Origin of the sequence: Comamonas sp. E6 (genome assembly GCF_001010305.1) — a bacterium.
Classification (GTDB): Bacteria; Pseudomonadota; Gammaproteobacteria; order Burkholderiales; family Burkholderiaceae_C; genus Comamonas; species Comamonas thiooxydans.
This window is the reverse complement of the sequence record NZ_BBXH01000014.1, coordinates 1-21,489: the sequence shown is the minus strand read 5'-3', so window position 1 is coordinate 21,489 and position 21,489 is coordinate 1. Positions and strand designations below refer to the sequence as shown.

The window sequence follows — 21,489 nt, the reverse complement described above, 5'->3', positions numbered from 1 at the left end:
TTGCTGTTTCTGGTTATCGCTCGGTCAGCACATGTTGGAACTGCATCAGGTACATGGCGGCCGTGTTGCGTGCGGTCTGCAGTATGGCCTGCTGGGCCGTGCCTTCGCTGTCCAGCTCCAGCGCCATCTGCACGGCCAGCAGCCAGCGCTCCAGGTGGTTCTCGTCGTTGGCACCGTGGTATTCGAGAAAGCGGAAGGCATCGGGCGGCAGCGGCAGGCTCTGGCGTAGCAGGGGCAGCAGGCTGGGAACGATGCGCTGGCCCGTGCCTTCGATGATGTAGATGGCGCCCAGCAGGCCGATCGGGTTGGGCGTGGCAGCCAGGCTGTGCAGATAGGCATTGAGCGCTTCGCCGCCGGGGTTGCGGCGCAGGCGGTTGATGTCGGTCTCGGTGCCGCCGGCCTTCAGATAGTCGCTGTGCAGAATCTTGAAGTCGTTCTGCTCCTCACCAGCATGCAGGTCGATCAGCGAGGCCAGCGTGGCGTAGTCACCGGTCAGCGAGGCCGCGCCTTCGCGCATCCACAGACTGCCTTCGCGCACCTGGGGAATCCAGTGGCTCATCCAGCGCAGATAGTCGGTGATCTGCAACTGGCGTGTGCGCATGCGCTGGAGCAGGGGCGTGCGCCAGACATTGCTGCGGTAGTCCTGCCAGATGCTGGCGAGCTCGGTCAGCAGTGGCGCCAGCTGCGATGGCGCAGCGGCCGGGTCATGGGGGGCAGCGATGGTGGATACATCGGGAAGAGCATCATCCGGCAGCGCCGCTGACTGTGCAGATTTCCAAGGGAAACTGGCCTCTGGAGCTTGCTCGGTAATCGCATCCAGCTCTACTTCCCATAGCATGTAGCCTGCGGTGAAGCGGCCCGACTCGGGGATGAAGCAGAGTACGGTGTCGCCTGCTTTCAGGCTCTGGCCCTGCTTTTGCAGAAACTCCGACAGCATGATGAAGATGGAGGCGGCACCCGTGTTGCCGCGCCAGGCCAGATTGCTCCACCAGCGCTCGCGTGGAATGCTGAGCTGGGCCTTGCCCAGCAGCTCGTCGACCACGGGAATGAAGCGCTCCGACGAATAGTGGCAGAGAAAGTGGTCTATGCCGCGCTCGGGCACCCAGCCCTGGTGGGCCAGGGCTGCATATTCGTGAATGCAGACATCGAACAGATGTGGCAGCAGGCGAATGTCCTGGCGCAGTGCCAGAGCGCCTGCGGCCTCGGCATCGCTCCAGGCAGGGAAGTCCAGATGGCTTTTGCCGCGATCGGCCGTCATGCCAAGCTGCATGCACACAGGGTAGTCGCCGGCAAAGCTGCGCTGGTGCGTCCACTTGAGCTTGAGGCGCAGTCCGTTGGCCTGGGGCAGGGCCTTGGGGCCGCCCAGCAGCACGGCGCCCGCGCCGTCGGACAGCATCCAGCGCAGAAAGTGGGCGTCGAAATCGGTGTCATAGCCCTGGGCTGCAAAGCGCGAACGCTTGAAAAGGCGCGAGGGCATTTCGCTGGCCACCGACAGGGCCAGCGCATGGGCGCCGCTTTCCACGGCCATGGCTGCGGCCTGCATGGCGCCCACACTGGCGGCGCAGACCCCATGCACAGAAAGCGTTTCCATGGGCGGGGCGGCCATTTCGCCCTGAATCATGCTGGCAAAGCCGGGCATCAGCGCGTCCCCCCCTGAGGAGCCGCTGGACAGAAAGCCGATATCGCGGAGCTTTTTGCCAGCCAGGGCCAGAGTCTCCTCGATGGCTCCGGCTGCCATCTGGGCGTTGCTGAATACCGTCTGGCCTTCACCATCAATGGCGTAATGACGGGTCTGGATGCCGTTCTCGGCCAGGATGCGGCGCTTGATGCGCTCGGAGATGCGGTTCAGCGGTGCGACAAACGCATCCATGCCAGCATTGTCCACAGGGGCACCAGGCAGAAACATGCCGGCAGATTGCAGATAGACGTTGGAATAGGCAACAGGCATAGATCCTCAACAGGTTTTTACTTCACAGCGTCGGGCGGCATCTGCGGCTGGGTTCTTGCCGCGGGCCAGACCAGACCCAATACAAACACGCGTCCCATATAAGGCAGCAGGCCACCTTCGTTCAATGCAGGTGTGACCCGTTGACGGTAAATGCGCTCATGCAGTCCGCTCAGTTCGGACCAGTGGGCATGCGGGCATTCATGGTGCGCGGTGTGCAGGCCAATATTAAAAAGCAGGGGGTTGACCAGGCCTTCAAAGTTGCGCGCGTAGTTCAGCTCGATACCTGGAGTATTGCGCTGTGCTCTGCTCAGCGGCCTTCCATCGGCGTGGGCATGTTGCAGGTAGTTGGTAGCCAGCAGCCAGTGCAGGCCGTGCAACTGGGGAACGATGATGAAGATCAACGCCTTTTGCCAGTCCAGCCAGAGAAAGAAGCCCCAGCTTCCCAGCCACAGCGCGTATTGCCCCATGCAGTAGCGAAAGGCGCCAGGCCAGTGACGGTGCAGATTGTTCAGCCAGCGAAAGAACAGCGGATACAGCACAAAAGCCGCCTGCACCGGGTGAATCAGATAGCCCCACAGATGATTGGTATCGCCGCCCCATTCTGGCCGGTAGGTGCGTGCCAGATCGCGCGGTCCATGGCGAAATCGATGGTGATTGGCCACATGGGCGGGCCAGAACACAAAGGTGGGGTGGCCTTGAAGCAGGGTCAGCCAGTAATCGGTGAAGCGGTTGGTCCAGCGTCCCCACCACATGCGCACATGGGTGTGGTTGTGGTGAATCACGCCTATTCCCAATGTCAGAAACAGCTCGATGCCGTAGAGAATGAAGCTGAAGCCATGCCTCCATTGCCACCACACGAGCAGCGGCAGCAGGAGCATGTAGAAGACGGATTGCCAGTCCCGCCAGTGGCGCAGGACTGGATATCGGCGCTGGCCTGGGTGCCTGCTCATTCAGTGACTGGAGCTTTTGGGGGTGTTGTCTGCGACCCGCGTGCGCATGAGCTGGTCCATGAAGGCCAGCGCAAAGCCATAGTTGCCTGCCGGGCGCGCGTGGTGCAGATGGTGACGGCGGCTGGCGGCCAGTGGATGGGTGTCGGGGACTGAAGGGAAAAAATCGTAGTTGGAATGGCCGATCAGATTCAGGATCAGGCTCAACACCGGCACCGAGGCCAGCGACCAGAAATAAAAGTCATGCACCAGCATGGGCAGCAAGATGATGTTGCCCAGCATCAGTGCCTCGATGGGGTGGAAGCTGTAGGTGGACCAGGGTGTGGTCACCACGGAGCGGTGATGGTCGCCGTGATAGCGCACCAGGCGGCGCGTGTGCAGCAGGCGGTGGTTGATCCAGAAGTGCACATCGTTCCAGATCAGCAGCGCAAAGATCTCCACAGCGATGCGCCCGGCGCTGGCGGTGGGCGAGAGCTGGGCCCAGCCTAGTTGCAGAAAGCCCCATGGAACGATCATGCCTGTGCCGAAGATCAGTATGGAATGAAAGGACTGGCGCCATTCACGCTTTAGCTGATCGGGCTTGAGCGGGCGCGTATCGAGCGGCTTGCCTATACCCGCGCGCGCGAGGGCCGCTGTCAGTGCTGCCATGAGCAGGCCGCCCAGCAGATAAATACCCCCGAAAAAAACCAGGCCCAATGCCATGACTTGCCAGGCATTGAGCTGCGTGAACCAGGTACCAGCGTCCATGAAGGCTCCAAAAGCGGTGGCGCTGCCCTAGATACAACAATGCGCCCGACGGCATAGCGTAAACCCATGCCTGTCGGGCGCATGATAAAGGACGCCGCAGTAGCTCTCGTTGATACCCGGAGTCGCTTCAGCGTGTGGGATGGAGGGAAACAGGCGCACTTCATTTGCGTGACAGCGAGCAAGCGCCGCCGCGCAGCGAGGCTGTCGTCCTCCTCGGGGGAAGCCGCAAAGCGGCTCAGGGGGCGTGTTTACTGCGCCGTGATTCCCTGCTCGCGAATGATGGTGCCCAGCGCCTTCACATCCTGCTGGATGCGGTTGCTCAGGCCCTCGGGCGAGCTGCCCACGGCTTGCCAGCCTTGCATGGACAGCTTCTGGCGCATCTCGGGCGTACGCACGATCTCGCTGACGGCGGCTGCCAGCTTGTCCACATGGGCCTTGGGCATGGATCTGGGAGCAGCCACGGCGTTCCAGATTTCCAGATCAAAGTTGTTGACGCCGAGCTCTTTGAGGCTGGGAAGGCCGGGAGCCAGCGGGCTGCGTGCCGCAGAGGTCACGCCAATGCCGTGCAGCTTGCCGGCCTGAATCTGTGCCATTGCCAGTGCCGGAGGGAGCATGGACAGCTTCAAATCGCCGCCCTGAATGCCGTTGAACACTTGGGGGTAGCCGGTATAGGGCACGTGCACGGCCTTGATGGCCGAGCGGCTCTTGAGCAGTTCCATGCCCAGATGGCCCACGGTACCGACACCGGGCGAGCCATAGCTCCATTTGTCGCCAGCCTTGGCGGCCGCTTCCATGAAGGCTTTGCCTTGTGGGGCCGACGCGGGGGCTACCAGCACCAGCGGAGCCACGCCGATCAGGCTCACGGGCTGCAGGTCCTTGATGGGGTCATAGCGCACGGCAGGGTTGAGCATCTTGGCAATGGTCATATTGCCGTTGATCATCACGCTGAAGGTGTAGCCATCAGCCTTGGCGACATATTCGCCGGCGATATTGCCGCCGGCCCCCACGCGGTTCTCCACGATGATGGTCTGACCCAGCTTCTTCTCCAATGGCTCGGCCAATGCGCGGGCCGTCAGATCGGGCGAGGAGCCTGCGGGGAAGCCCACGATCAGATGCAGGGGCTTGTCGGGCCAGTTGTCGGCTGCCATGGTGGCCGGAGCCATTGCTGTCGCCACCATGGCGACTCCTGCTGCAACCAGGCTGCGGCGGGACAGGTTCTTCAGGAGGCGCGAAGTGCGAATAGGCATGGCAGGTCTCTTGTGAATTCTTGATGGTTGATGGCTGCCCATGAGTGCAGCATGTCTTTCGACAAATAAAAAACCCGGAAATTATCCGGGTTTGAGGTTCAGCATTTCAGCCTTTTTAAGCCTTGCTGCGCAAGTTGGCGTTTACGCAAACTCGGCCAGCGCTTTTTTCATCTTTTTCATGGCGGCTACCTCAATTTGGCGAATGCGCTCGGCGCTCACACCGTATTCGGCAGCCAGCTCATGCAGCGTCATGCCGCCAGAGCCGTCGTCATTGACCTTGAGCCAGCGCTCTTCAACGATGCGGCGGCTGCGGTCATCCAGGCCCTCCAGGGCCAGGACCAGACCATCGGTCGCCAGATGATCGCGCTGACGCGATTCAAGCATGGCGGTAGGCTCGTGGCTGGCATCAGCCAGGTAGGCGATGGGGCCAAAGGCCTGCTCTCCGTCGTCGCTGGGAGAGGGATCCAGCAGCACATCGCCACCGGCCAGACGGGTTTCCATCTCGATGACTTCCTCACGCTTGACGTTGAGCTTTGCAGCAACCGCGTCAATTTCGTTCGAGGTCAGCGTCTCGCGCAGGGCCAGCTCTTCGTCCGCCATGGCGGCATCGGACTTCAGGTCATGCTTCATCGAGCGCAGATTGAAGAACAGCTTGCGTTGGGCCTTGGTCGTGGCGACCTTGACCATGCGCCAGTTCTTCAGAATGTACTCGTGGATTTCCGCCTTGATCCAGTGCATGGCGTAGCTGACCAGACGCACGCCCTGATCGGGGTCGAAGCGTTTGACAGCCTTCATCAGGCCCACATTGCCTTCCTGAATCAGGTCGCCGTGAGGCAGACCATAGCCCAGGTACTGGCGCGAGATGGAGACGACCAGACGCAGGTGGGACATCACCAGACGCCCGGCGGCGTCCAGATCATTGTGTTCTTTGAGCTTGCGAGCGTAGTCCTGCTCTTCCTCAAGGGTGAGCATTGGCATACGATTGACCGCCGAGATATAGGCATCCAGGTTGCCCAGCGGAGGTACCAGCGCCCAGGGGTTCGCGGGCGCCAAGGCAGTAGCAATGGAGCCGGAGGCAGTTTTCATTGCAGGTTTCCTTTCTTCCATGATCTTCATATTAGCACTCCGTTAGAGAGAGTGCTAAAGACAAAGTTCCCACAGCTTTTGTTGGTTTTTGACGGTTCAGGCGGCTCGTGTCGATTCGTGGAGAATTTTTTACATTCCCTTCGACCTCTCTCTTTCCCGGCATCTGCAGTAGTGCACTAGCTTGAATGAGAGGCCAGGTTGTGCAGGCTCGCTCTGATTAACGCCTCCAATGCCTTGGCCGCCGAGCTTCGAGGTGCGTGGCGGCGCATCACCATGCCCAAAGGACGTTGAATTCCGGGGGACGACAAAGGAATCTGCACAAGGCGGCCAGCTTGCAACAGCGATACGGCTGTTTCAGGTAGTGCGCTGATGCCCAGGCCCGCACTGACCAGAGCTCCTATGGTTGCAATATGGTCAACTTCAAAGACGGGAGCGAAATAGAGCCCTTTTGAGTGCAGATCCGCATCAATGTACTGGCGGACGCTGGCAGAACTGGGCATGGAGACATGCGGATAGTCCAGGGTGTTCTCGATCGGGACGGGACCTGCCTGCTTGGATAGAGGATGGTCATCGGGACAGATGAGAAAGAACTGGTCCTCCATCAATTGCTCATAGGCGAGGTCTTCTTGCTTGGGATCTGCTGCAGTGAGTGCAAAGTCGACCTTGCCATCACGAACGAGATCAAACGCAGGGCCCGATAAGGTATCAAGCAAGGACAAGCGTACCCCGGGATGAATCCGCGTGAATTCGGCAAAGACCTTTGGCAGCAGCGAGGCGGCCAAAGAAGGAAGTGCTGCAACAGTCACCGATCCCGTTCTGAGCTGGACGGTGTCCGTCACGGCCCGTAGGGCTCGCTGCGTATCTCGCAAGATCTCCTGGGCATGGGCAATAAAAACATGCCCCGCATCGGTCAGCTCGACAGCGCGAGTGGTGCGCTCAAACAGTTTTGCTCCGATCTGGGCTTCCACACGCGCAATCAGGGCCGACAGCGCAGATTGGGAGAGGTGAACCAGGAGGGCGGCTTGACCAAAGCTCTTGGTTTGGCTCAGGGCTACTACCGCTCTCAGGTCTTTGGTTGATAGATTGGCTTCCACCACAGCAGTATAGGTAGCGGAGCTGCAGCGTCCTGGAGCTCCGTTATCTTCGCTTATTCAGCCTTGATGTCGCTGTCTTTGATCAATCGGGCCCACTTGGCGTACTCGGCGTTGATGATCTTGGCCGACTCGTCCGGCGTGCTGTAGGTAGCAATAGTGCCCTGGGCGAGCATGGAGTCCTTGACATCCTGCTTGGACAGAATCACTTTCAGCGCTGAATTGATCTTCTGAATGACTGCACCTGGAGTTCCTGCAGGTGCCGAAAGTGCAAACATGGAGCTGACCTGCATGTCTGGAAATCCAGCTTCCACGGCAGTAGCGATGTCCGGAATCGAGGCAACGCGTTCTTTGGTCGTTGTGGCCAGGGCCCGGAGCTTGCCTGCCTTGATCTGGCTTTGTGCGGCAGGAACGGTGTCAATCATGGCGTTGACCTGACCGCCGAGCAGATCGGAAAGAGCGGGTCCGCTGCCTTTGTAGGGCACATGAACGACTTCAACCTGTGTCTGACGCTTGAACATCTCGATCGAGAGATGCTGAGGCGAGCCATTGCCTGCGGATGCAAACGTGACGCTGCCGGGGCTGGCCTTGGCAAGCGCTACCAGCTCCTTGACGGACTTCGCCTGAACATTGGGGTTGACCACAAATACCAGCGGAACGGTACCTACGACGGAGATATGAGAGAAGCTCTTATGGATGTCAAAAGGAGTCGCAGCAGGCGTTAGCGCTGCATTGATGGTGTGGCTTGTGAATGCACCCATCAGCAAGGTGTAGCCATCAGCAGGTGATTTGGCGACTTGACCTGCACCAAGGCTACCGCCTGCTCCGGCGCGATTGTCGACGACGAACTGCTGCCCGAGTGCGTCTGAAAGCTGCTTGGCAAGAACGCGGCCGATGACATCTGTCGCTCCGCCCGGCGCATAGGGAACCACCAGCCTCACGGGTTTGGTGGGGTAGTCAGTTTGCGCACAGGCTGCTCCCGATGCACCAGATGCGACGAGGGCGGTTGCAACCAGGTTAATGAGATTGCGGCGGCGCATGCCCGGATTAACGAGTTCTGTGGGTTTCATGAAGTCTCCTTAGGGTTTTCAGGTATGCGCTTTCTTGTTTGAGCGCTCGATTTTTCTTTTAATCAATAATATTATTAATAATCAGTGCATCAACAGTGGTTAACCCTCCCATGACGAACAAGCCAGACCAGCAAGCCACGATTCATCCGGAAGCCGCTTCGAGCGGCATTTCCAAAGGACTCACCAACTACGGTGATCGCGGTTTCTCTCTCTTTTTGCGAAAGGCCTTCATCAAGGGGGCGGGCTATACCGACAAGGCGCTGGACAGACCTGTGATTGGTATCTCGAACACAGGCAGCTCTTACAACCCTTGTCACGGAAACATGCCGCAATTGATTGAGGCGGTGAAGCGCGGCATCCTGATGGCAGGCGGCCTGCCCATGGACTTCCCGACCATCTCGCTGCACGAGAGCTTTTCCCAGCCGACCAGCATGTACCTGCGCAACCTCATGTCCATGGATACGGAGGAGATGCTGCGAGCGCAACCCATGGATGCGGTCGTGCTGATCGGGGGGTGTGACAAGACAGTGCCGGCTCAGCTGATGGGCGCTGCTTCGGTCGGACTGCCGGCAGTGCAACTGGTCACCGGCTCCATGCTCACGGGATCGCATCGAAGCGAAAGAGTGGGTGCGTGCACCGATTGCCGGCGCTACTGGGGAAAATTTCGTGCCGAAGAAATTGATGCTGAGGAAATTTCCGACGTCAACAATCAGCTCGTCGCCAGCGTGGGCACCTGCTCGGTGGCGGGCACTGCCAGCACGATGGCCTGCATTGCAGAGGCTCTGGGGATTGGCATTCCTGGCAGTGCAACTCCTCCAGCGGTTACTGCCGACCGCATTCGAATTGCGGAGCGATCCGGTGAGGTGGCCGTGCACATGGCGCGTGCAGGATTGAGCATTGACAAGATTCTCACGCCTGCTGCCTTCGAAAATGCCATGCGGGTGTTGTTGGCCATGGGCGGCTCGACCAATGCCATCGTGCATCTGGCCGCGATCGCGGGTCGCCTGGGCTACGAGCTGGATCTCAAGGCTTTGGACGTCATGAGCCGCAATACTCCCGTGTTGCTCGACCTCAAGCCGTCCGGCGACCACTACATGGAGGACTTCCATGCAGCCGGCGGCATGCATACCCTGCTTCGAGAGCTCAAGCCCCTGCTGCATCTGGATGCTCTGACCGTGACGGGGCGCACCCTGGGCGAGGAGCTGGAGGCGGCTGGCCCAGGCTTCAAGCAGCATGTGGTCAAGACTTTGGATGCCCCTTTGTATCCGCAGGGAGGCATTGCCGTGCTGCACGGCAATCTTGCCCCGGCAGGCGCCATCATCAAGCAGTCCGCAGCGAACCCCGAGCTGATGGAGCATGAGGGCCGTGCCGTTGTCTTCGAGAATGCGGAGGATCTGGCTGCGCGTATCGACTCGCCCGAGCTTGATGTGCGGGCCGAGGATGTGCTGGTGCTCAAGAATATCGGCCCCAAAGCAGCGGCGATGCCGGAAGCGGGTTACCTGCCCATTCCCAAGAAACTCGCCGCTCAAGGCGTGAAAGACATGGTGCGCGTTTCTGATGGCCGTATGAGCGGCACCGCTTTCGGCACCATCGTCCTGCATGTGACGCCAGAGGCAGCGATTGGTGGCCCCTTGGCCTGGGTGCAAACCGGAGACAGAATTCGCCTGTCGGTGCGCGAGCGCTGTATTGAATGGCTGGTCAGCGATGAAGAGCTGGCTATGCGTCAGAATGCCAAGCCTGTTCAAGTTCCTGTGGCAGAGCGTGGTTACGCGCATCTGTTCAAGAAAACTGTTTTGCAGGCTGATCGTGGCGCAGACTTTGATTTCTTGACCGCGACGCAGCGCAAGGGTTCGATTCCAAGGAGTTAAGTTCATATGCCGACGGGCGCTTTTGCCAAGGAGCGCCGTCCATCCGAGGACGGTGCATCCGTGATTGCCGCGACATTGGAGGAAGACATTGTTCTGGGCCTCTTGGCTCCCAGAGTGCGTCTTGTCGAAGATGATCTGATGGAACGGTTCGCAGCCAAACGCCATGTGGTGCGAGACGCTTTGGCTCAGCTCGAAAGCGCTGGCCTGCTTGAGCGCAGGCGCAACATTGGCTCCATGGTGAAGGCTTTCAGCAGAGATGAAGTCATTCATCTCTACGAAATGAGAGAGCTGCTCGAGCTGGAGGCTATGCGCAGAATTGCGCTGCCTCTGGACCGTGATGCTCTGGAGCAGCTCAGGCGCATTCAGACCGGGCATGACGCAGCTATCCTGCAACAGGACCCGCGCGGCATTTTTCGGACCAACCAGGAGTTTCATCGGCTTTTGTTTGCTCAATGCGGCAATGTTTTTCTGTCGCAATCCATCGAAGACTTCGCGCGCCAAACGCATGCAATTCGATTTGGAACGCTGATGTCCAGAGAGCGTCAGCTGCAATCCCAAAAGGAGCATCACGAGCTGCTGGCGGTGCTTGCGGAAGGGGAGGGGGCGAGGGAGCGTCTGATCCGCCTGACGGCAGACCATCTTGTGCCTCCAAGAGATCACTACTTGAAGGCACAAGAGGCGCTGCTGCCTTGAAGTGCTGATCAGTTCAGGAACATGCCTCGAATATCGTGAGCCGTGGCCAGAGGGCGGCCCAGCGCTGCGGCCCCCTGGCAAACCTGGTCGACCAAGGCTGCATTGCTTGCTGCCGGCTCGCCGCTCTTCAGGAACAGGTTGTTCTCGAAGCCGACGCGCGCATGGCCTCCAAGACTTGCAGCAGCCATCGCGCATGCGTTTTCCTGCGGGCCGAAGGCGCACATCGCCCATGGATGGGCATCGTCATGGGCATTCAGGAATGGCAGCAGATCGATGGGCGAAGAGGTCTGACCGGCAGAGTAGCGGCCAAGTACAAACAGCAGAAACCATTTGTTTGCCGGGATGACGCCGCTTGCAAGCAGGCCCTGCCAGGCCTGCACGTCCGCCACGTCATACAGGATGATCTGGGTCATCACATTGCTCTGCTTGAGCCATGTGAAGAAGGATTGGATATCCGCTTCGGGAACTTCAGGTTTGAGTATTTCGCGCAAGCCGACAGAGATCGCTTCCGGCGCCGTTTCCCGTGCGACCCGCATCTGCTCGTGGGGCTGGTAGACCTGAGCCGCTTCAGTGGTGACCTGAACCACCAGCTCCTGGCCGACCGCTTTGCGCACAGCAGCAGTGGCTTCGGTGTAGGCGTGGGCATCGAGGAAATGCTTGCCGTCAGGCTTGCGTACATGCATATGAATCATGGACGCCCCGGAGTCCAGGCATTCCTTGGCGGTCTTTGCCAGATCGGCCGCAGTCAATGGAACCTCAGGGTGCTGCTCCCTGGTCTTGTAGGCTCCGTTGGGTGCAACGGTGATGATCAGAGGTGTATTCATCATGCGTTCCTCTTATTGTTCGGCAGCGTCGCCCACGGAAGGCAATTCGCTCTTGAGAAGTTCGAGACCTGCCAGCAGCGTCTTCTGATAGCGCTGTTTCTCTTGCGCGATGCTCTCAGGAGTCCACTTGAAAAATCCTTCACCGGACTTCATGCCGAACTTGCCTTCAGCCACTCTTTGCGAAAGACATGGGCTTGGCTCCTTGTTGTCCGCCAGCGATGGATACATCGTCGCACCGGCGGCGCAGTGGACTTCCAGACCCGCATGGTCGCGTTGAAGCACGGGGCCCGCTGCAAGAAAGCGAAAACCGAAGCCAAAGCGCACGGCTGAATCCACGTCTTCGGCTGAAGCAATGCCCGCTTCAATCAGTGCAAAAGCCTCGCGAGCCAGCGCGTGCTGAAGACGGTTTGCCAAAAAGCCTGGCAAGTCCTTCTTGACCAGCACCGGCACCATGCCGCACTGGCGCATGAAAGCATGAAGGTTCTCTGCACATTCCATGCGGGATGCCTCGCCGCACACCACTTCGACAAGAGGCGTCAGGTGCGCAGGCATGAAGAAATGCAGCCCCAGCATGCGTTCCTGTGTTTGCAGGCCTTGTGCAATTGCGGTGATGGGGAAGCTCGAGCTGTTGCTGGCCAGCAATGCATTCTTGCGGGCTCGCTGCTCGAGTTGCTTGAAAAGCGCTTGCTTGATGTCCAGGCGCTCCGGGATGCATTCGATCACAAGATCCACAGAACTCCAGTCGAGGTCGTCCAATGACGAGACGACGGACAGGTGGGCAAGCTGCTGCCTCGCATCCAGCTGGGTCAAGCCGTGATGGACCAGTCCAGGGACTTTGGCAGCACGGTCGGGATTGGACTCGACAACAGTCGTTTTGCAAGCACCTCGGCAAAGGACGACCGCGACATCGGCTCCCATCGTTCCGCCGCCAATAACCACAGCATGTGAACGCGAGGGACGGAAAAAGTGCCCAGGCGCACTGAAAATCTTTTGCTCCAACGGATGTCTCCAGGTTCTATGAGTCTTGGAGGAAGTCTGGATGGTTTCAATAAATTTGTTAAACAAATTTATTGGGATAAATATCCTGATTTTTAAATATATTGCGATGTGACTCTTCTATCCGTGAGGAGCCGTCGACACGATTCAGCAAATCGCAGGCGGTGCAAAAGCACCGCAGTCTTTGATCGACTTGGAGCGTGCTATGAATTTGCCGCGGCAACGCATTGGGCAGCCATGCCGCTCACTGGCACCAACGTGGACGCTACCTGGAGTGCTGCACTGACATTCACCAAGAATGGAAACAAGGTGCATGGTGAAGAGATGCACCAGAGCGGGAGAGGCAAGCAGTGGTACTTCGGCATGGATGCTGATCCTGGCCTGGAGCACACAGCAGTGGCACGGCCGCCAATATCGGCGAGCTTGTCGAGGCCTGCAGCTTGCTATAGAGCAAGGAAATCGATGTCCATGGCAATGCAGGCTGCCAAGTTGCAGATCAGCGAGCAGATTCTTGCCCATCGGCATGGAGCACCATAAAAGTCACCGGGCTGGCCTGCGATCCGAAAAGATCACAAAGCTGCCCAGTGCCAGCAGCCACACGGCGATGGCGGCATAGAGCATTACGCCGCCAAAGCTGTGTACCAGCGCCTCGCGGGCAATGTCTGTCAGTGCCTGCGGCGAAGTGGCTGCGTCAGCGCCTGCTTGCAGGGCGTACAGGGCTTGCAGGTTGCCAGAGACAATGCCGTTGGCCATCTCGCGCAGCGCAGCAGCATCTACGGGTTCACGCAATGCGGTTTGCAGGTGCTGCTGCACGCCGTGCACCAGCAGGAAACCCATCAGCGCGATATTGATCGACAGCGTAATCATGCGGGCACTCATGTCGATGCCGGACGCCATGCCGGCGCGTGCGCTGGAGACCGCTGCCGTGGTGGTATTGGTCACTGGGGTGTTGGTGATGCCCAGCCCTGCGCCGGCAATCAGGCAGCCCGGCAGCACGTAAAGCCAGTGGCTGTTGGCGAGCTGGCTGCCAGCGAGCATCAGCATGAATCCAAGACCGATGGCGAATAACCCCAGCGGAATGGCGATACGCGGGCCATAGCGCATGGCGATGCGTTCTCCAACCACCGGGAACACCAGCGTGGGAAGGGTGTAGGCTAGCAGCGAGACGCCGGCGGCCGTGACATCCTGACCTAGCGCACTCTGAAAATAGATGGGCAAGTAGATGATGAACGCCCAGAAGCTGAAGTTCATGCCCATGGAGCCCATCAACGCACCGGAGAAATTGCGCACCCGAAAGACGGAGAAGTCGAACATGGGATGCTGGGCACGCAGTTCCACCCACACAAAGGTTGCAAAACTCAGCAGACCCACAGCCATGGCGGCCAGCGCAGACATGCTTCCAAAACCGGTATCGGAGCCCTGCGTCACAAAGAAGGCCAGGCCGAATACTGCGAGGGACAGCGTGACGATGCCCGCAATATCCAGCGCGCCGGCCTTGGGGTCATGCGATTCCTGCACGGCGATGGCAGCCAGAAAGAAAGTCAGCGTGGCGATCAGCACGTGTACCCAGAACACCCAGCGCCAGTCCGATAGGGCCACGATCATGCCGCCAATCAGCGGGCCGAAGCCCAAGCCTATGCCGAGCATGACTCCCCAGGTGCTGAAGGCGCGGCTGCGCTCGGCGCCTTGCGGAAATTGATGCGAGAGGACGGCTACCAGGCAGATCAGCATGGCGCCGCCGCTGGCCCCCTGGAACACGCGGCTGGCAATCAGCATCGGTGTGTTCCATGCCAGGCCGCACAGCAGCGATGAAAACGCAAAGAGGGCTATGGAGATCAGAAAGACCCGCTTGCGGCCAAACCGGTCTGCCAGTGTCCCGGTGGCCATGAGTACCGAGACGCAGGCGATGGTGTAGGCATTCATGATCCATTGAATGTCTTTGAAGTCGCTGTGCAGAACGGACTCCAGCGTGGGCAAGATGACAGGCACGCTGGAGATTTCAAGGCTGAACATCAGTGAGGCCAGACAGACCGATAGCAGCGCAATGCGATTGCGCCGGGTCGGTGCCGGCTCCAGGCTGCTGGTGTTCAAGAGATCAACATCATTCGAGGACATGGTTGCGCACTCCAGAAAAGGGAAACTGCGTTCTGGCGCAGAACGTTCAACGCGAGTCTATGGGAATAAAATTCTTAAATTTACGCGTTGATTTCCCATCATTGGGGAGCTGAAGGATCCAATCGACATGACTGTGCAAGACCCTCTGGAAGGAGTCTCCACCTTTGTGCAGGTGGTGGAAGCGGGCGGCTTCACTGCTGCTGCCAAGCGGCTTGGCGTGACGCGCTCTGCCGTGGGCAAGGCCGTTGCCAGGCTGGAGGCACGTCTGGGCTCGAGGCTACTGCAGCGCAATACGCGTACCCAGACCCTGACTGCGGAAGGACAGATCTACTACGAGCGCTGCACCCGTGCACTCAAGGAGCTGGATGCAGCCGAGGCGGATCTGGACAGTGGCCGCATGGAGCCCATCGGGCGCCTACGGGTCAGCGTGCCAGAAGGCTTTGGGCAGCTGTGCGTGGCGCCAATACTGCTGAATCTGACGCGTCTGTATCCGCAGCTGAGCATCGATCTGTCGTTTGGCGACCGTACAGTCGATCTGATCGAGGAGGGATTTGACCTGGCCATACGCATAGGCCCGCTGCAAGACAGCGGCACCTTGTCTGCGCGCCTGCTGGGCACGCAGCACATCAGCATCGGAGCTTCCCCGGCCTATCTGGCACGCCACGGCACGCCCGGCAAACTGGAGGAGCTCGATGGTCATGCGGTCATCAGTTACTCGCACTCGGGTGTCGTCGCCCCGTGGAATGTTTCGCCAGTTGCTGGGCGAGGCGGCAGCTCGGACTACCGCCTGCAGGTGCACTCCCAGATCAGCATGGACGATATACAGGCCATTGCCGCTGCTGCTGTGGCGGGCTATGGCATTGCCTGGGTCCCTTGCTGGCTGCTGAGCAGCTATGCCAAGCGTGGAGAGCTGGTACATATCCTGCCCGACTATCGGGCACGCTCCTATGAGATCCATGCACTCTGGCCACAGGCACGGCAATTACGTTGCAAGTTGCGGGTGGCCATCGACGCGCTGGTGGCCGAGATTCCGGCTTTGCTGAATCCTGAGGATGCGGTCCATTCCCGGTAAGGTTTGTGCGTTTCCGCCACCGTGCAATGCCTGCGCTTGAGGCTCAAGGCTCAAGGCATTTGGAAAAGTGGAGGTGGACGGTTTTTAGCACTCCGGGCTAAATTTGGGCTGACCTGACTAGTGCGCAAAGATCGACTTCGAGCGAATGCCAGACGCTGTTCAGGCAACCGTACGTTGATGGTGCAGCAGATCCAGGAACATCTGTGCCGAGCGGCTGATGGGCCTGTCCTTGCGCACCAGGCTGCCGTAGGCCTCCAGACTGTGCTTGGTCCGATACGGCAGGATATGCAGCATGCCGTGGGTGGCATGAAGGTCCGCCACCGTGCGTGGAATCACGCCCACCATGTTCGAGTTTCGCACCAGATTGATGGTGGTGAGTATGGAGCCGGTTTCGATCAGACCGCGCGGCAGCGGCAGACTGTGCTCGCGGAACTCTTGTTCGATCAAGCTGCGCATGGGGCTGCCAGGCGGCTGCATGACCCAGCCATGTCCCTGCAAAGCCTGCAGACCGGGCCGCTGCAGCGACAGCAGCGGATGTCCCTCGCACACGATGAAGGCCAGCTGCTCGTCGTCGATCGGGCAAAAGCGGCAATCGCGGCCCGCTTCATTCGTCATGCGCCCGACGACCACCTCCAGCACTCCCTCACGCAGCTGCGCCAGCAAGCGATCGCTGGTGTCCACGGCCACTTCCAGCTCCAGCAGGGGCAGCTGCTTTTTCAGCTCCAGCAAGGCCTGGGTGAGCCGCCCGGGTGACGCGGCCATGATGCTGCCCACGGCCAGCCGTCCCGAGCTTCCCTGGCGCAGCTCGCCCAGTTCGCGATTCAGGGCCTCGATATTGCCGCGCAGCGAACGGAAATATTCCAGCACCCGCTCTCCGGCCGCATTGCGCTGCAGCCGGCGGCCCACGCGCTCGAACAGGGGCTGACCCAGGGCGTCTTCGAGCTCCTGCAGCATCTTGGTGGCGGCAGGCTGGGTCAGGCCGAGCTCGGCCGCTGCCGCGCGCAAGGTCTGGCGCTCGTCGATGGCCAGTATCAAGGCCACCTGGCGCATGCGCAGCCGGTTCAGCAACTGTGGCGTGTTGTCGCGCTTGTCTATCGATCCCATGGCATGGCTTCTTATTGCTTCAGGTTATCGATTAATCAATAACTTTCAATTTACGCATATCAGCGCCTTCCCTAGCATCGGGCTGCGATGAAATAAAAAAGCCAAGGAGACAAATGTGCAAAGACGTCATCTACTTTCCATAGCCGCTGTGTGCGGCGCCGCCGCGCTGCCCTGGCAGGTCCAGGCCCAGGACTCTGCGAACTGGCCCGTCAAGCCCGTGCGCATGCTGGTGGGGTCTGCGCCCGGAGGCGGCACCGATGCCATGGCCCGCGCCGTGGCCGACAGGCTGGGGCCGCTGCTCAAGCAGCCGGTGATCGTGGAGAACCGGCCCGGCGTCTCCAACACACTGGCCGTGGACATGACGGCCAAGGCCACGGACGGCCACACCATGGTCATGGGCGTGGTCACAGCCCATGCCATCGCACCGCATCTGCTCAAGCTGGGGTACGACAACAACCGGGATCTGGTTCCCGTGGCCTTTGTCGGCTCCGTGCCCAATGTGCTGGTGGTGGGCAACTCCGTTGCCGCCAACACGGTGGCGGAGCTGGTGGCCATGGCCAGGAAGAATCCCAATCAGATCAATTTCGCCAGCAGTGGAACGGGCAGCACCCAGCATATCGCTGCCGAGGTGTTCAAGGATGCCGCAGGCATTCAGATCACCCATGTACCCTACAAGGGCAGCGCCGCGGCCCTGGTCGATCTGGTCAGCGGCCAGGTGCAGATGAGCTTCGACACCATGCCCTCGGTCATAGGCCAGATCAAGGCCGGCAAGCTTCGTGCCCTGGCGGTCACTTCGCCCCAGCGCAACCCCCAGTTGCCCCAGGTGCCGACCATGGCCGAAGCGGGTCTGCGCGACGTGGAAATCAGCGCCTGGTACGGCATCTACATGCCCGCTTCCACGCCCAAGGCGGTTCAGCAGAAAGTGCATGACGAGGTCAACAAGGTCATCGCCATGCCCGAGACCAAGACCCGTCTCGAAGCCGTGGGTGCCGAGCTGCGGCCCATGCCCCAGGCCGACTTCGGCAATTTTCACCTCGCCGAGTACAAGCGCTTCGGCGACATCATTCGCAAGAACAACATCAAGCTGGACTGAGCATGAGCAAGGCTTCTCTTCCCGTTGTCGCCCTGACTCTGGGCGATCCCTCCGGCATCGGCGCCGAGCTTGTTGCGCGTTTGCTGGCCAGGCCGCAAGCCACCGAGCAGGCGAACCTGGTGCTGATCGGCGATCCCTGGCTCTGGGAGCAGGGCCAGCGCATCGCCGGCCTGCAGGTTGCAACCGTTCCGCTGGCCGGCCTGTCCGATGCGCGCGAGCGTGCCGATACGCGGCTGCCGGCCTTTGTGGCCGTGGACACGGTCGCTCAGGCCGATGTGGTGCCGGGGCAGGTGGGGGCGGCAGGCGGCCGCTCGGTGCTTCAGGTGCTTGACCAATGCATGGATGCGGCCCTGGCCGGCGATATCGACGCCATCTGCTTTGCGCCCTTGAACAAGCAGGCCATGAAGCTGGGCGGTCTGCGCCACGAGGACGAGCTGCACCACTTTGCCGAGTACCTGGGCGTGACCGGCTACTTCTGCGAGTTCAACACGCTGGGTGATCTCTGGACCTCGCGCATTTCCTCGCACGTGCCGCTCAAGGATGTGGCCAGCTACCTGAGCGTGGAGCGCATAACCCAGGCGGCCGAGCTGATCTACAAGGCCTTGCGCGCCAGCGGCCTGGCTGCTCCCAAGGTGGCGATTGCCGGCTTCAATCCGCATAACGGCGACGGCGGCACCTGCGGCCGCGAGGAAATCGACATCATCGCGCCCGCCGTGCAGGCGCTGCAGGCGCGCGACTGGCCCAGCGATGCGCCGTTCCACGGCCCGTTTCCGGCCGACACCATCTTCCTCAAGGCCCAGGCCGGCGAGTACCAGGCCATCGTGACCATGTACCACGACCAGGGCCAGATAGCGATCAAGCTGCTGGGCTTCTCACGTGGGGTGACGGTGCAGGGTGGTCTGCCGATTCCCATCACCACGCCGGCCCACGGCACGGCCTACGACATCGCAGGCCAGGGCAAGGCCAATGTGGAGGCCACCTTGCAGGCGCTGCAGATTGCCGCACGCATGGGGGCCGCCCACCGTGATCGCCAGGCTGCCCCAGCCGTCTGAGCCCGTTTCCCGGGCGGCCTGGGCCGCCTGTCCTACTCACTCTTTTCTTTCGAGGTCTGTATGAAGATCAAGTCCGTCCGCGCCCGTGTCTATGAATGGAAGGGCAAGACCGTTCCGCCCCAGGGCAACTTCTGCTCCAACGCCATGGATCTGGTGTACTCCAACACCGAGTCCATGAGCACCTTCCGCTTTCATTCGTGGACCGTGGTCGAGATCGAAACCGATGACGGCATCATCGGTCTGGGCAACGTGGCCCTGGCGCCCAAGGTCGCCAAGGCCATCATCGACGAGTACCTGGCGCCCCTGGTCATCGGCCAGGACCCCTGGGACTACGAATACCTGTGGCAGCGCATGTACCGTGCCACCCATGCCTGGGGCCGCAAGGGCGTGACCATGGCCGCCATCTCTGCCGTGGACCTGGCCATCTGGGACATCCTGGGCAAGAGCGTTAACAAGCCCGTGTTCAAGCTGCTGGGCGGGCGCACCAAGGAAAAGATTCCCTGCTACTACAGCAAGCTCTACCGCACCGACCTGAAAGACATGCAGGACGAAGCACAGAAATTCCTGGATCAGGGCTTCAAGGCCTTCAAGATGCGCTTCGGCTACGGGCCCGCCCATCTGCAGGACGGTGTGCGCGAGAACCTCAAGTCCGTCGAGGCCATCCGCGAGGTCATCGGCTACGACACCGACCTGATGCTGGAGTGCTATATGGGCTGGAACCTGGAGTACGCCAAGCGCATGCTGCCCAAGCTGGCCAGGTTCGAGCCGCGCTGGCTGGAAGAGCCCGTGATCGCCGACGACATCGACGGCTACGCCGAGCTCAACGCCATGAACATCATCCCCATCTCGGGCGGCGAGCACGAGTTTTCGCTCTACGGCTTCAAGCAACTGCTGGACAGGAAGGCCGTCTCCGTCGTGCAGTACGACACCAACCGTGTGGGCGGCATCACGGCGGCGCACAAGATCAATGCCTTGTGCGAGGCCTATTCCGTGCCTGTGATCCCGCATGCGGGCCAGATGCACAACTATCACCTCACCATGAGTACGCTGGCCTCGCCCATGGCCGAGTACTTCCCCATCTTCGACGTGGAAGTCGGCAACGAGCTGTTCTGGTACATCTTCGACGGCGAACCGGTGGCCGACAACGGCTTTTTGCAGCTGCGCGACGACGTGCCAGGCCTGGGCCTCACGCTCAAGACCGAGTACCTCGACCAGTTCCACATCATCGAGTAAGGAGCCGCAGCATGCCCGGACTCTCCAATCCCCGTTACCGGGGCATTTTCCCCGTCGTGCCCACCACCTTCCACGAGGACGGCAGGCTGGACCTCGCCAGCCAGAAGCGCTGCCTGGACTTCATGACCGACTCGGGCGTCGACGGCCTGTGCATCCTGGCCAACTTCTCCGAGCAGTTCCTGGTCTCGGACGAGGAGCGCGAAACCCTCACGCGCACGGCACTGGAGCATGTGGGCGGCCGTGTGCCCGTGATCGTGACCACCACGCACACCAGTACCAGAATCTGCGCCGAGCGCAGCCGCCGCGCACAGGACATGGGCGCCGCCATGGTCATGGTCATGCCGCCTTACCACGGCGCCACCTTCCGCTTTGGCGAAGCCCAGGTGCAGGTCTTCTACCAGGGCGTGTCCGACGCCATCGACATCCCCATCATGGTTCAGGATGCGCCGGCCGCGGGCACGCCACTGTCGCCCGCCTTTCTGGCCCGCATGGCCAGGGAGATCGAGCAGGTCAGCTACTTCAAGATGGAAACTGCGGGTGCGGCGGGCAAGCTGCGCGAGCTGATCGCGCTGGGCGGCGAAGCCATCGAAGGCCCCTGGGACGGCGAGGAAGCCATCACCCTGCTGGCCGACCTGGAGGCCGGCGCGACAGGCGCCATGACCGGCGGCGGCTTCGCCGATGGCATCCGCCCCATCATCGAGGCGCACCGCGCTGGCGACAAGGACAAGGCCTTTGCCGAGTACCAGCGCTGGCTGCCGCTGATCAACCACGAGAACCGCCAGGCCGGTTTTCTGGCCGCCAAGGCGCTGATGAAGGAAGGCGGCGTGATCGCCTGCGATGCGCCGCGCTCGCCCTGGCCGCCCATGCACCCCGAGGTGCGCCGCCAGCTCATCGACATCGCACGCCGGCTGGATCCGCTGGTGCTGCGCTGGGCCCGTTGAGTCGACTATGAATACAGGAGCTGGTTACGCTTTTTGATTCAGGAACTCAGATGCTTTTCATGCTGAGATCTATGAATAACAGGCGCAACAAGCTTCTCTATCAAGAGCATATCCATGACCCCACATCTCAACCTGATCAACGGCCAGTGGACGGCTGCTGACAGTTATTCCCCCAACACCAATCCCAGCGATCTGTCCGATCTGATCGGCGCGTATGCCCAGGGTGGTGCATCCGATGTGCAGGCCGCCGTGGCTGCTGCCGCTGCCGCGTTTCCTGCCTGGTCCACCTCGGGCATACAGGCGCGCTCCGACGCCCTGGACAAGATAGGCACGGAGATCCTGGCGCGCAAGGCCGAGCTGGG

General features: G+C 60.6%; 19 protein-coding genes. 8 read left to right on the top strand and 11 right to left on the bottom strand.

The window, feature by feature from the left end; genetic code table 11:
• Nucleotides 1-13: 13 nt before the first annotated feature.
• The 7 genes from CSE6_RS13050 to CSE6_RS13020 all read right to left on the bottom strand — a co-directional run bounded on the left by CSE6_RS13050 (nucleotide 14) and on the right by CSE6_RS13020 (nucleotide 8,136).
• Complete coding sequence (locus CSE6_RS13050; protein WP_034396387.1) at nucleotides 14-1,948, bottom strand: StlD/DarB family beta-ketosynthase; 1,935 nt, start codon at nucleotides 1,946-1,948, stop codon at nucleotides 14-16.
• Nucleotides 1,949-1,965: 17 nt separating this feature from the next.
• Nucleotides 1,966-2,898, bottom strand: a complete 933-nt coding sequence (locus CSE6_RS13045) for a fatty acid desaturase (protein ID WP_034396384.1) — start codon at nucleotides 2,896-2,898, stop codon at nucleotides 1,966-1,968.
• Nucleotides 2,899-3,642 carry a sterol desaturase family protein gene (locus CSE6_RS13040; RefSeq protein WP_034396381.1) on the bottom strand — a complete coding sequence of 248 codons (744 nt, stop codon included), beginning with the start codon at nucleotides 3,640-3,642 and terminating at the stop codon, nucleotides 2,899-2,901.
• Between the two features lie 248 nt (nucleotides 3,643-3,890).
• The gene (locus tag CSE6_RS13035) at nucleotides 3,891-4,889 is read right to left on the bottom strand and encodes a tripartite tricarboxylate transporter substrate binding protein (RefSeq protein ID WP_034353799.1); all 999 of its coding nucleotides are present in this window, start codon (nucleotides 4,887-4,889) and stop codon (nucleotides 3,891-3,893) included.
• Between the two features lie 141 nt (nucleotides 4,890-5,030).
• Entirely contained in the window at nucleotides 5,031-5,975 is a 945-nt protein-coding gene (gene rpoH, locus CSE6_RS13030) for an RNA polymerase sigma factor RpoH (protein WP_059440710.1), read from the bottom strand.
• Between the two features lie 176 nt (nucleotides 5,976-6,151).
• Nucleotides 6,152-7,069, bottom strand: a complete 918-nt coding sequence (locus CSE6_RS13025; RefSeq protein ID WP_238585694.1) for a LysR family transcriptional regulator — start codon at nucleotides 7,067-7,069, stop codon at nucleotides 6,152-6,154.
• A gap of 53 nt (nucleotides 7,070-7,122) precedes the next feature.
• Nucleotides 7,123-8,136 (bottom strand): tripartite tricarboxylate transporter substrate binding protein, encoded by a 1,014-nt coding sequence (locus CSE6_RS13020; RefSeq protein ID WP_034353791.1) that lies wholly within the window; start codon nucleotides 8,134-8,136, stop codon nucleotides 7,123-7,125.
• Between the two features lie 110 nt (nucleotides 8,137-8,246).
• On the opposite strand from CSE6_RS13020, the gene CSE6_RS13015 reads away from it, so the two are divergent.
• Nucleotides 8,247-10,004, top strand: coding sequence for an IlvD/Edd family dehydratase (locus tag CSE6_RS13015; protein ID WP_034378095.1), 1,758 nt, complete (start codon nucleotides 8,247-8,249; stop codon nucleotides 10,002-10,004).
• 60 nt (nucleotides 10,005-10,064) lie between these two features.
• Nucleotides 10,065-10,697 carry a GntR family transcriptional regulator gene (locus tag CSE6_RS13010; protein WP_238585693.1) on the top strand — a complete coding sequence of 211 codons (633 nt, stop codon included), beginning with the start codon at nucleotides 10,065-10,067 and terminating at the stop codon, nucleotides 10,695-10,697.
• Nucleotides 10,698-10,705: 8 nt separating this feature from the next.
• On the opposite strand, the gene CSE6_RS13005 is transcribed toward CSE6_RS13010, so the two are convergent.
• The 3 genes from CSE6_RS13005 to CSE6_RS12995 form a co-directional block, all read right to left on the bottom strand.
• Nucleotides 10,706-11,521, bottom strand: a complete 816-nt coding sequence (locus CSE6_RS13005; RefSeq protein ID WP_080746972.1) for a 3-keto-5-aminohexanoate cleavage protein — start codon at nucleotides 11,519-11,521, stop codon at nucleotides 10,706-10,708.
• Between the two features lie 12 nt (nucleotides 11,522-11,533).
• Nucleotides 11,534-12,439: a 3-hydroxyacyl-CoA dehydrogenase family protein gene (locus CSE6_RS13000; RefSeq protein ID WP_238585692.1), complete on the bottom strand. Its 906-nt coding sequence runs from the start codon at nucleotides 12,437-12,439 to the stop codon at nucleotides 11,534-11,536.
• Between the two features lie 618 nt (nucleotides 12,440-13,057).
• Nucleotides 13,058-14,632: an MFS transporter gene (locus CSE6_RS12995; protein WP_034396363.1), complete on the bottom strand. Its 1,575-nt coding sequence runs from the start codon at nucleotides 14,630-14,632 to the stop codon at nucleotides 13,058-13,060.
• 127 nt (nucleotides 14,633-14,759) lie between these two features.
• Here CSE6_RS12995 and CSE6_RS12990 point away from each other — a divergent pair, with 127 nt between their 5' ends.
• Nucleotides 14,760-15,704: a LysR family transcriptional regulator gene (locus CSE6_RS12990; protein ID WP_080746069.1), complete on the top strand. Its 945-nt coding sequence runs from the start codon at nucleotides 14,760-14,762 to the stop codon at nucleotides 15,702-15,704.
• Between the two features lie 159 nt (nucleotides 15,705-15,863).
• Here CSE6_RS12990 and CSE6_RS12985 read toward each other — a convergent pair whose 3' ends face one another.
• Nucleotides 15,864-16,808 carry a LysR family transcriptional regulator gene (locus tag CSE6_RS12985; RefSeq protein WP_034396361.1) on the bottom strand — a complete coding sequence of 315 codons (945 nt, stop codon included), beginning with the start codon at nucleotides 16,806-16,808 and terminating at the stop codon, nucleotides 15,864-15,866.
• A gap of 115 nt (nucleotides 16,809-16,923) precedes the next feature.
• Here CSE6_RS12985 and CSE6_RS12980 point away from each other — a divergent pair, with 115 nt between their 5' ends.
• From CSE6_RS12980 to CSE6_RS12960, 5 genes are all read left to right on the top strand, one after another.
• Nucleotides 16,924-17,901 (top strand): tripartite tricarboxylate transporter substrate binding protein, encoded by a 978-nt coding sequence (locus CSE6_RS12980; RefSeq protein ID WP_034396358.1) that lies wholly within the window; start codon nucleotides 16,924-16,926, stop codon nucleotides 17,899-17,901.
• A gap of 2 nt (nucleotides 17,902-17,903) precedes the next feature.
• A complete protein-coding gene (locus CSE6_RS12975; RefSeq protein ID WP_034396355.1) occupies nucleotides 17,904-18,953 on the top strand; it encodes a 4-hydroxythreonine-4-phosphate dehydrogenase PdxA in 1,050 nt (349 codons plus the stop codon).
• Between the two features lie 60 nt (nucleotides 18,954-19,013).
• The gene (locus CSE6_RS12970) at nucleotides 19,014-20,186 is read left to right on the top strand and encodes an L-rhamnonate dehydratase (protein WP_034396352.1); all 1,173 of its coding nucleotides are present in this window, start codon (nucleotides 19,014-19,016) and stop codon (nucleotides 20,184-20,186) included.
• An 11-nt stretch (nucleotides 20,187-20,197) separates the two neighbouring features.
• On the top strand, nucleotides 20,198-21,127 hold the full coding sequence (locus tag CSE6_RS12965; protein ID WP_034396349.1) for a dihydrodipicolinate synthase family protein: 930 nt from the start codon (nucleotides 20,198-20,200) through the stop codon (nucleotides 21,125-21,127).
• Between the two features lie 114 nt (nucleotides 21,128-21,241).
• On the top strand, nucleotides 21,242-21,489 hold a 248-nt coding region (locus CSE6_RS12960), incomplete at its 3' end, for an aldehyde dehydrogenase family protein (RefSeq protein WP_152668578.1).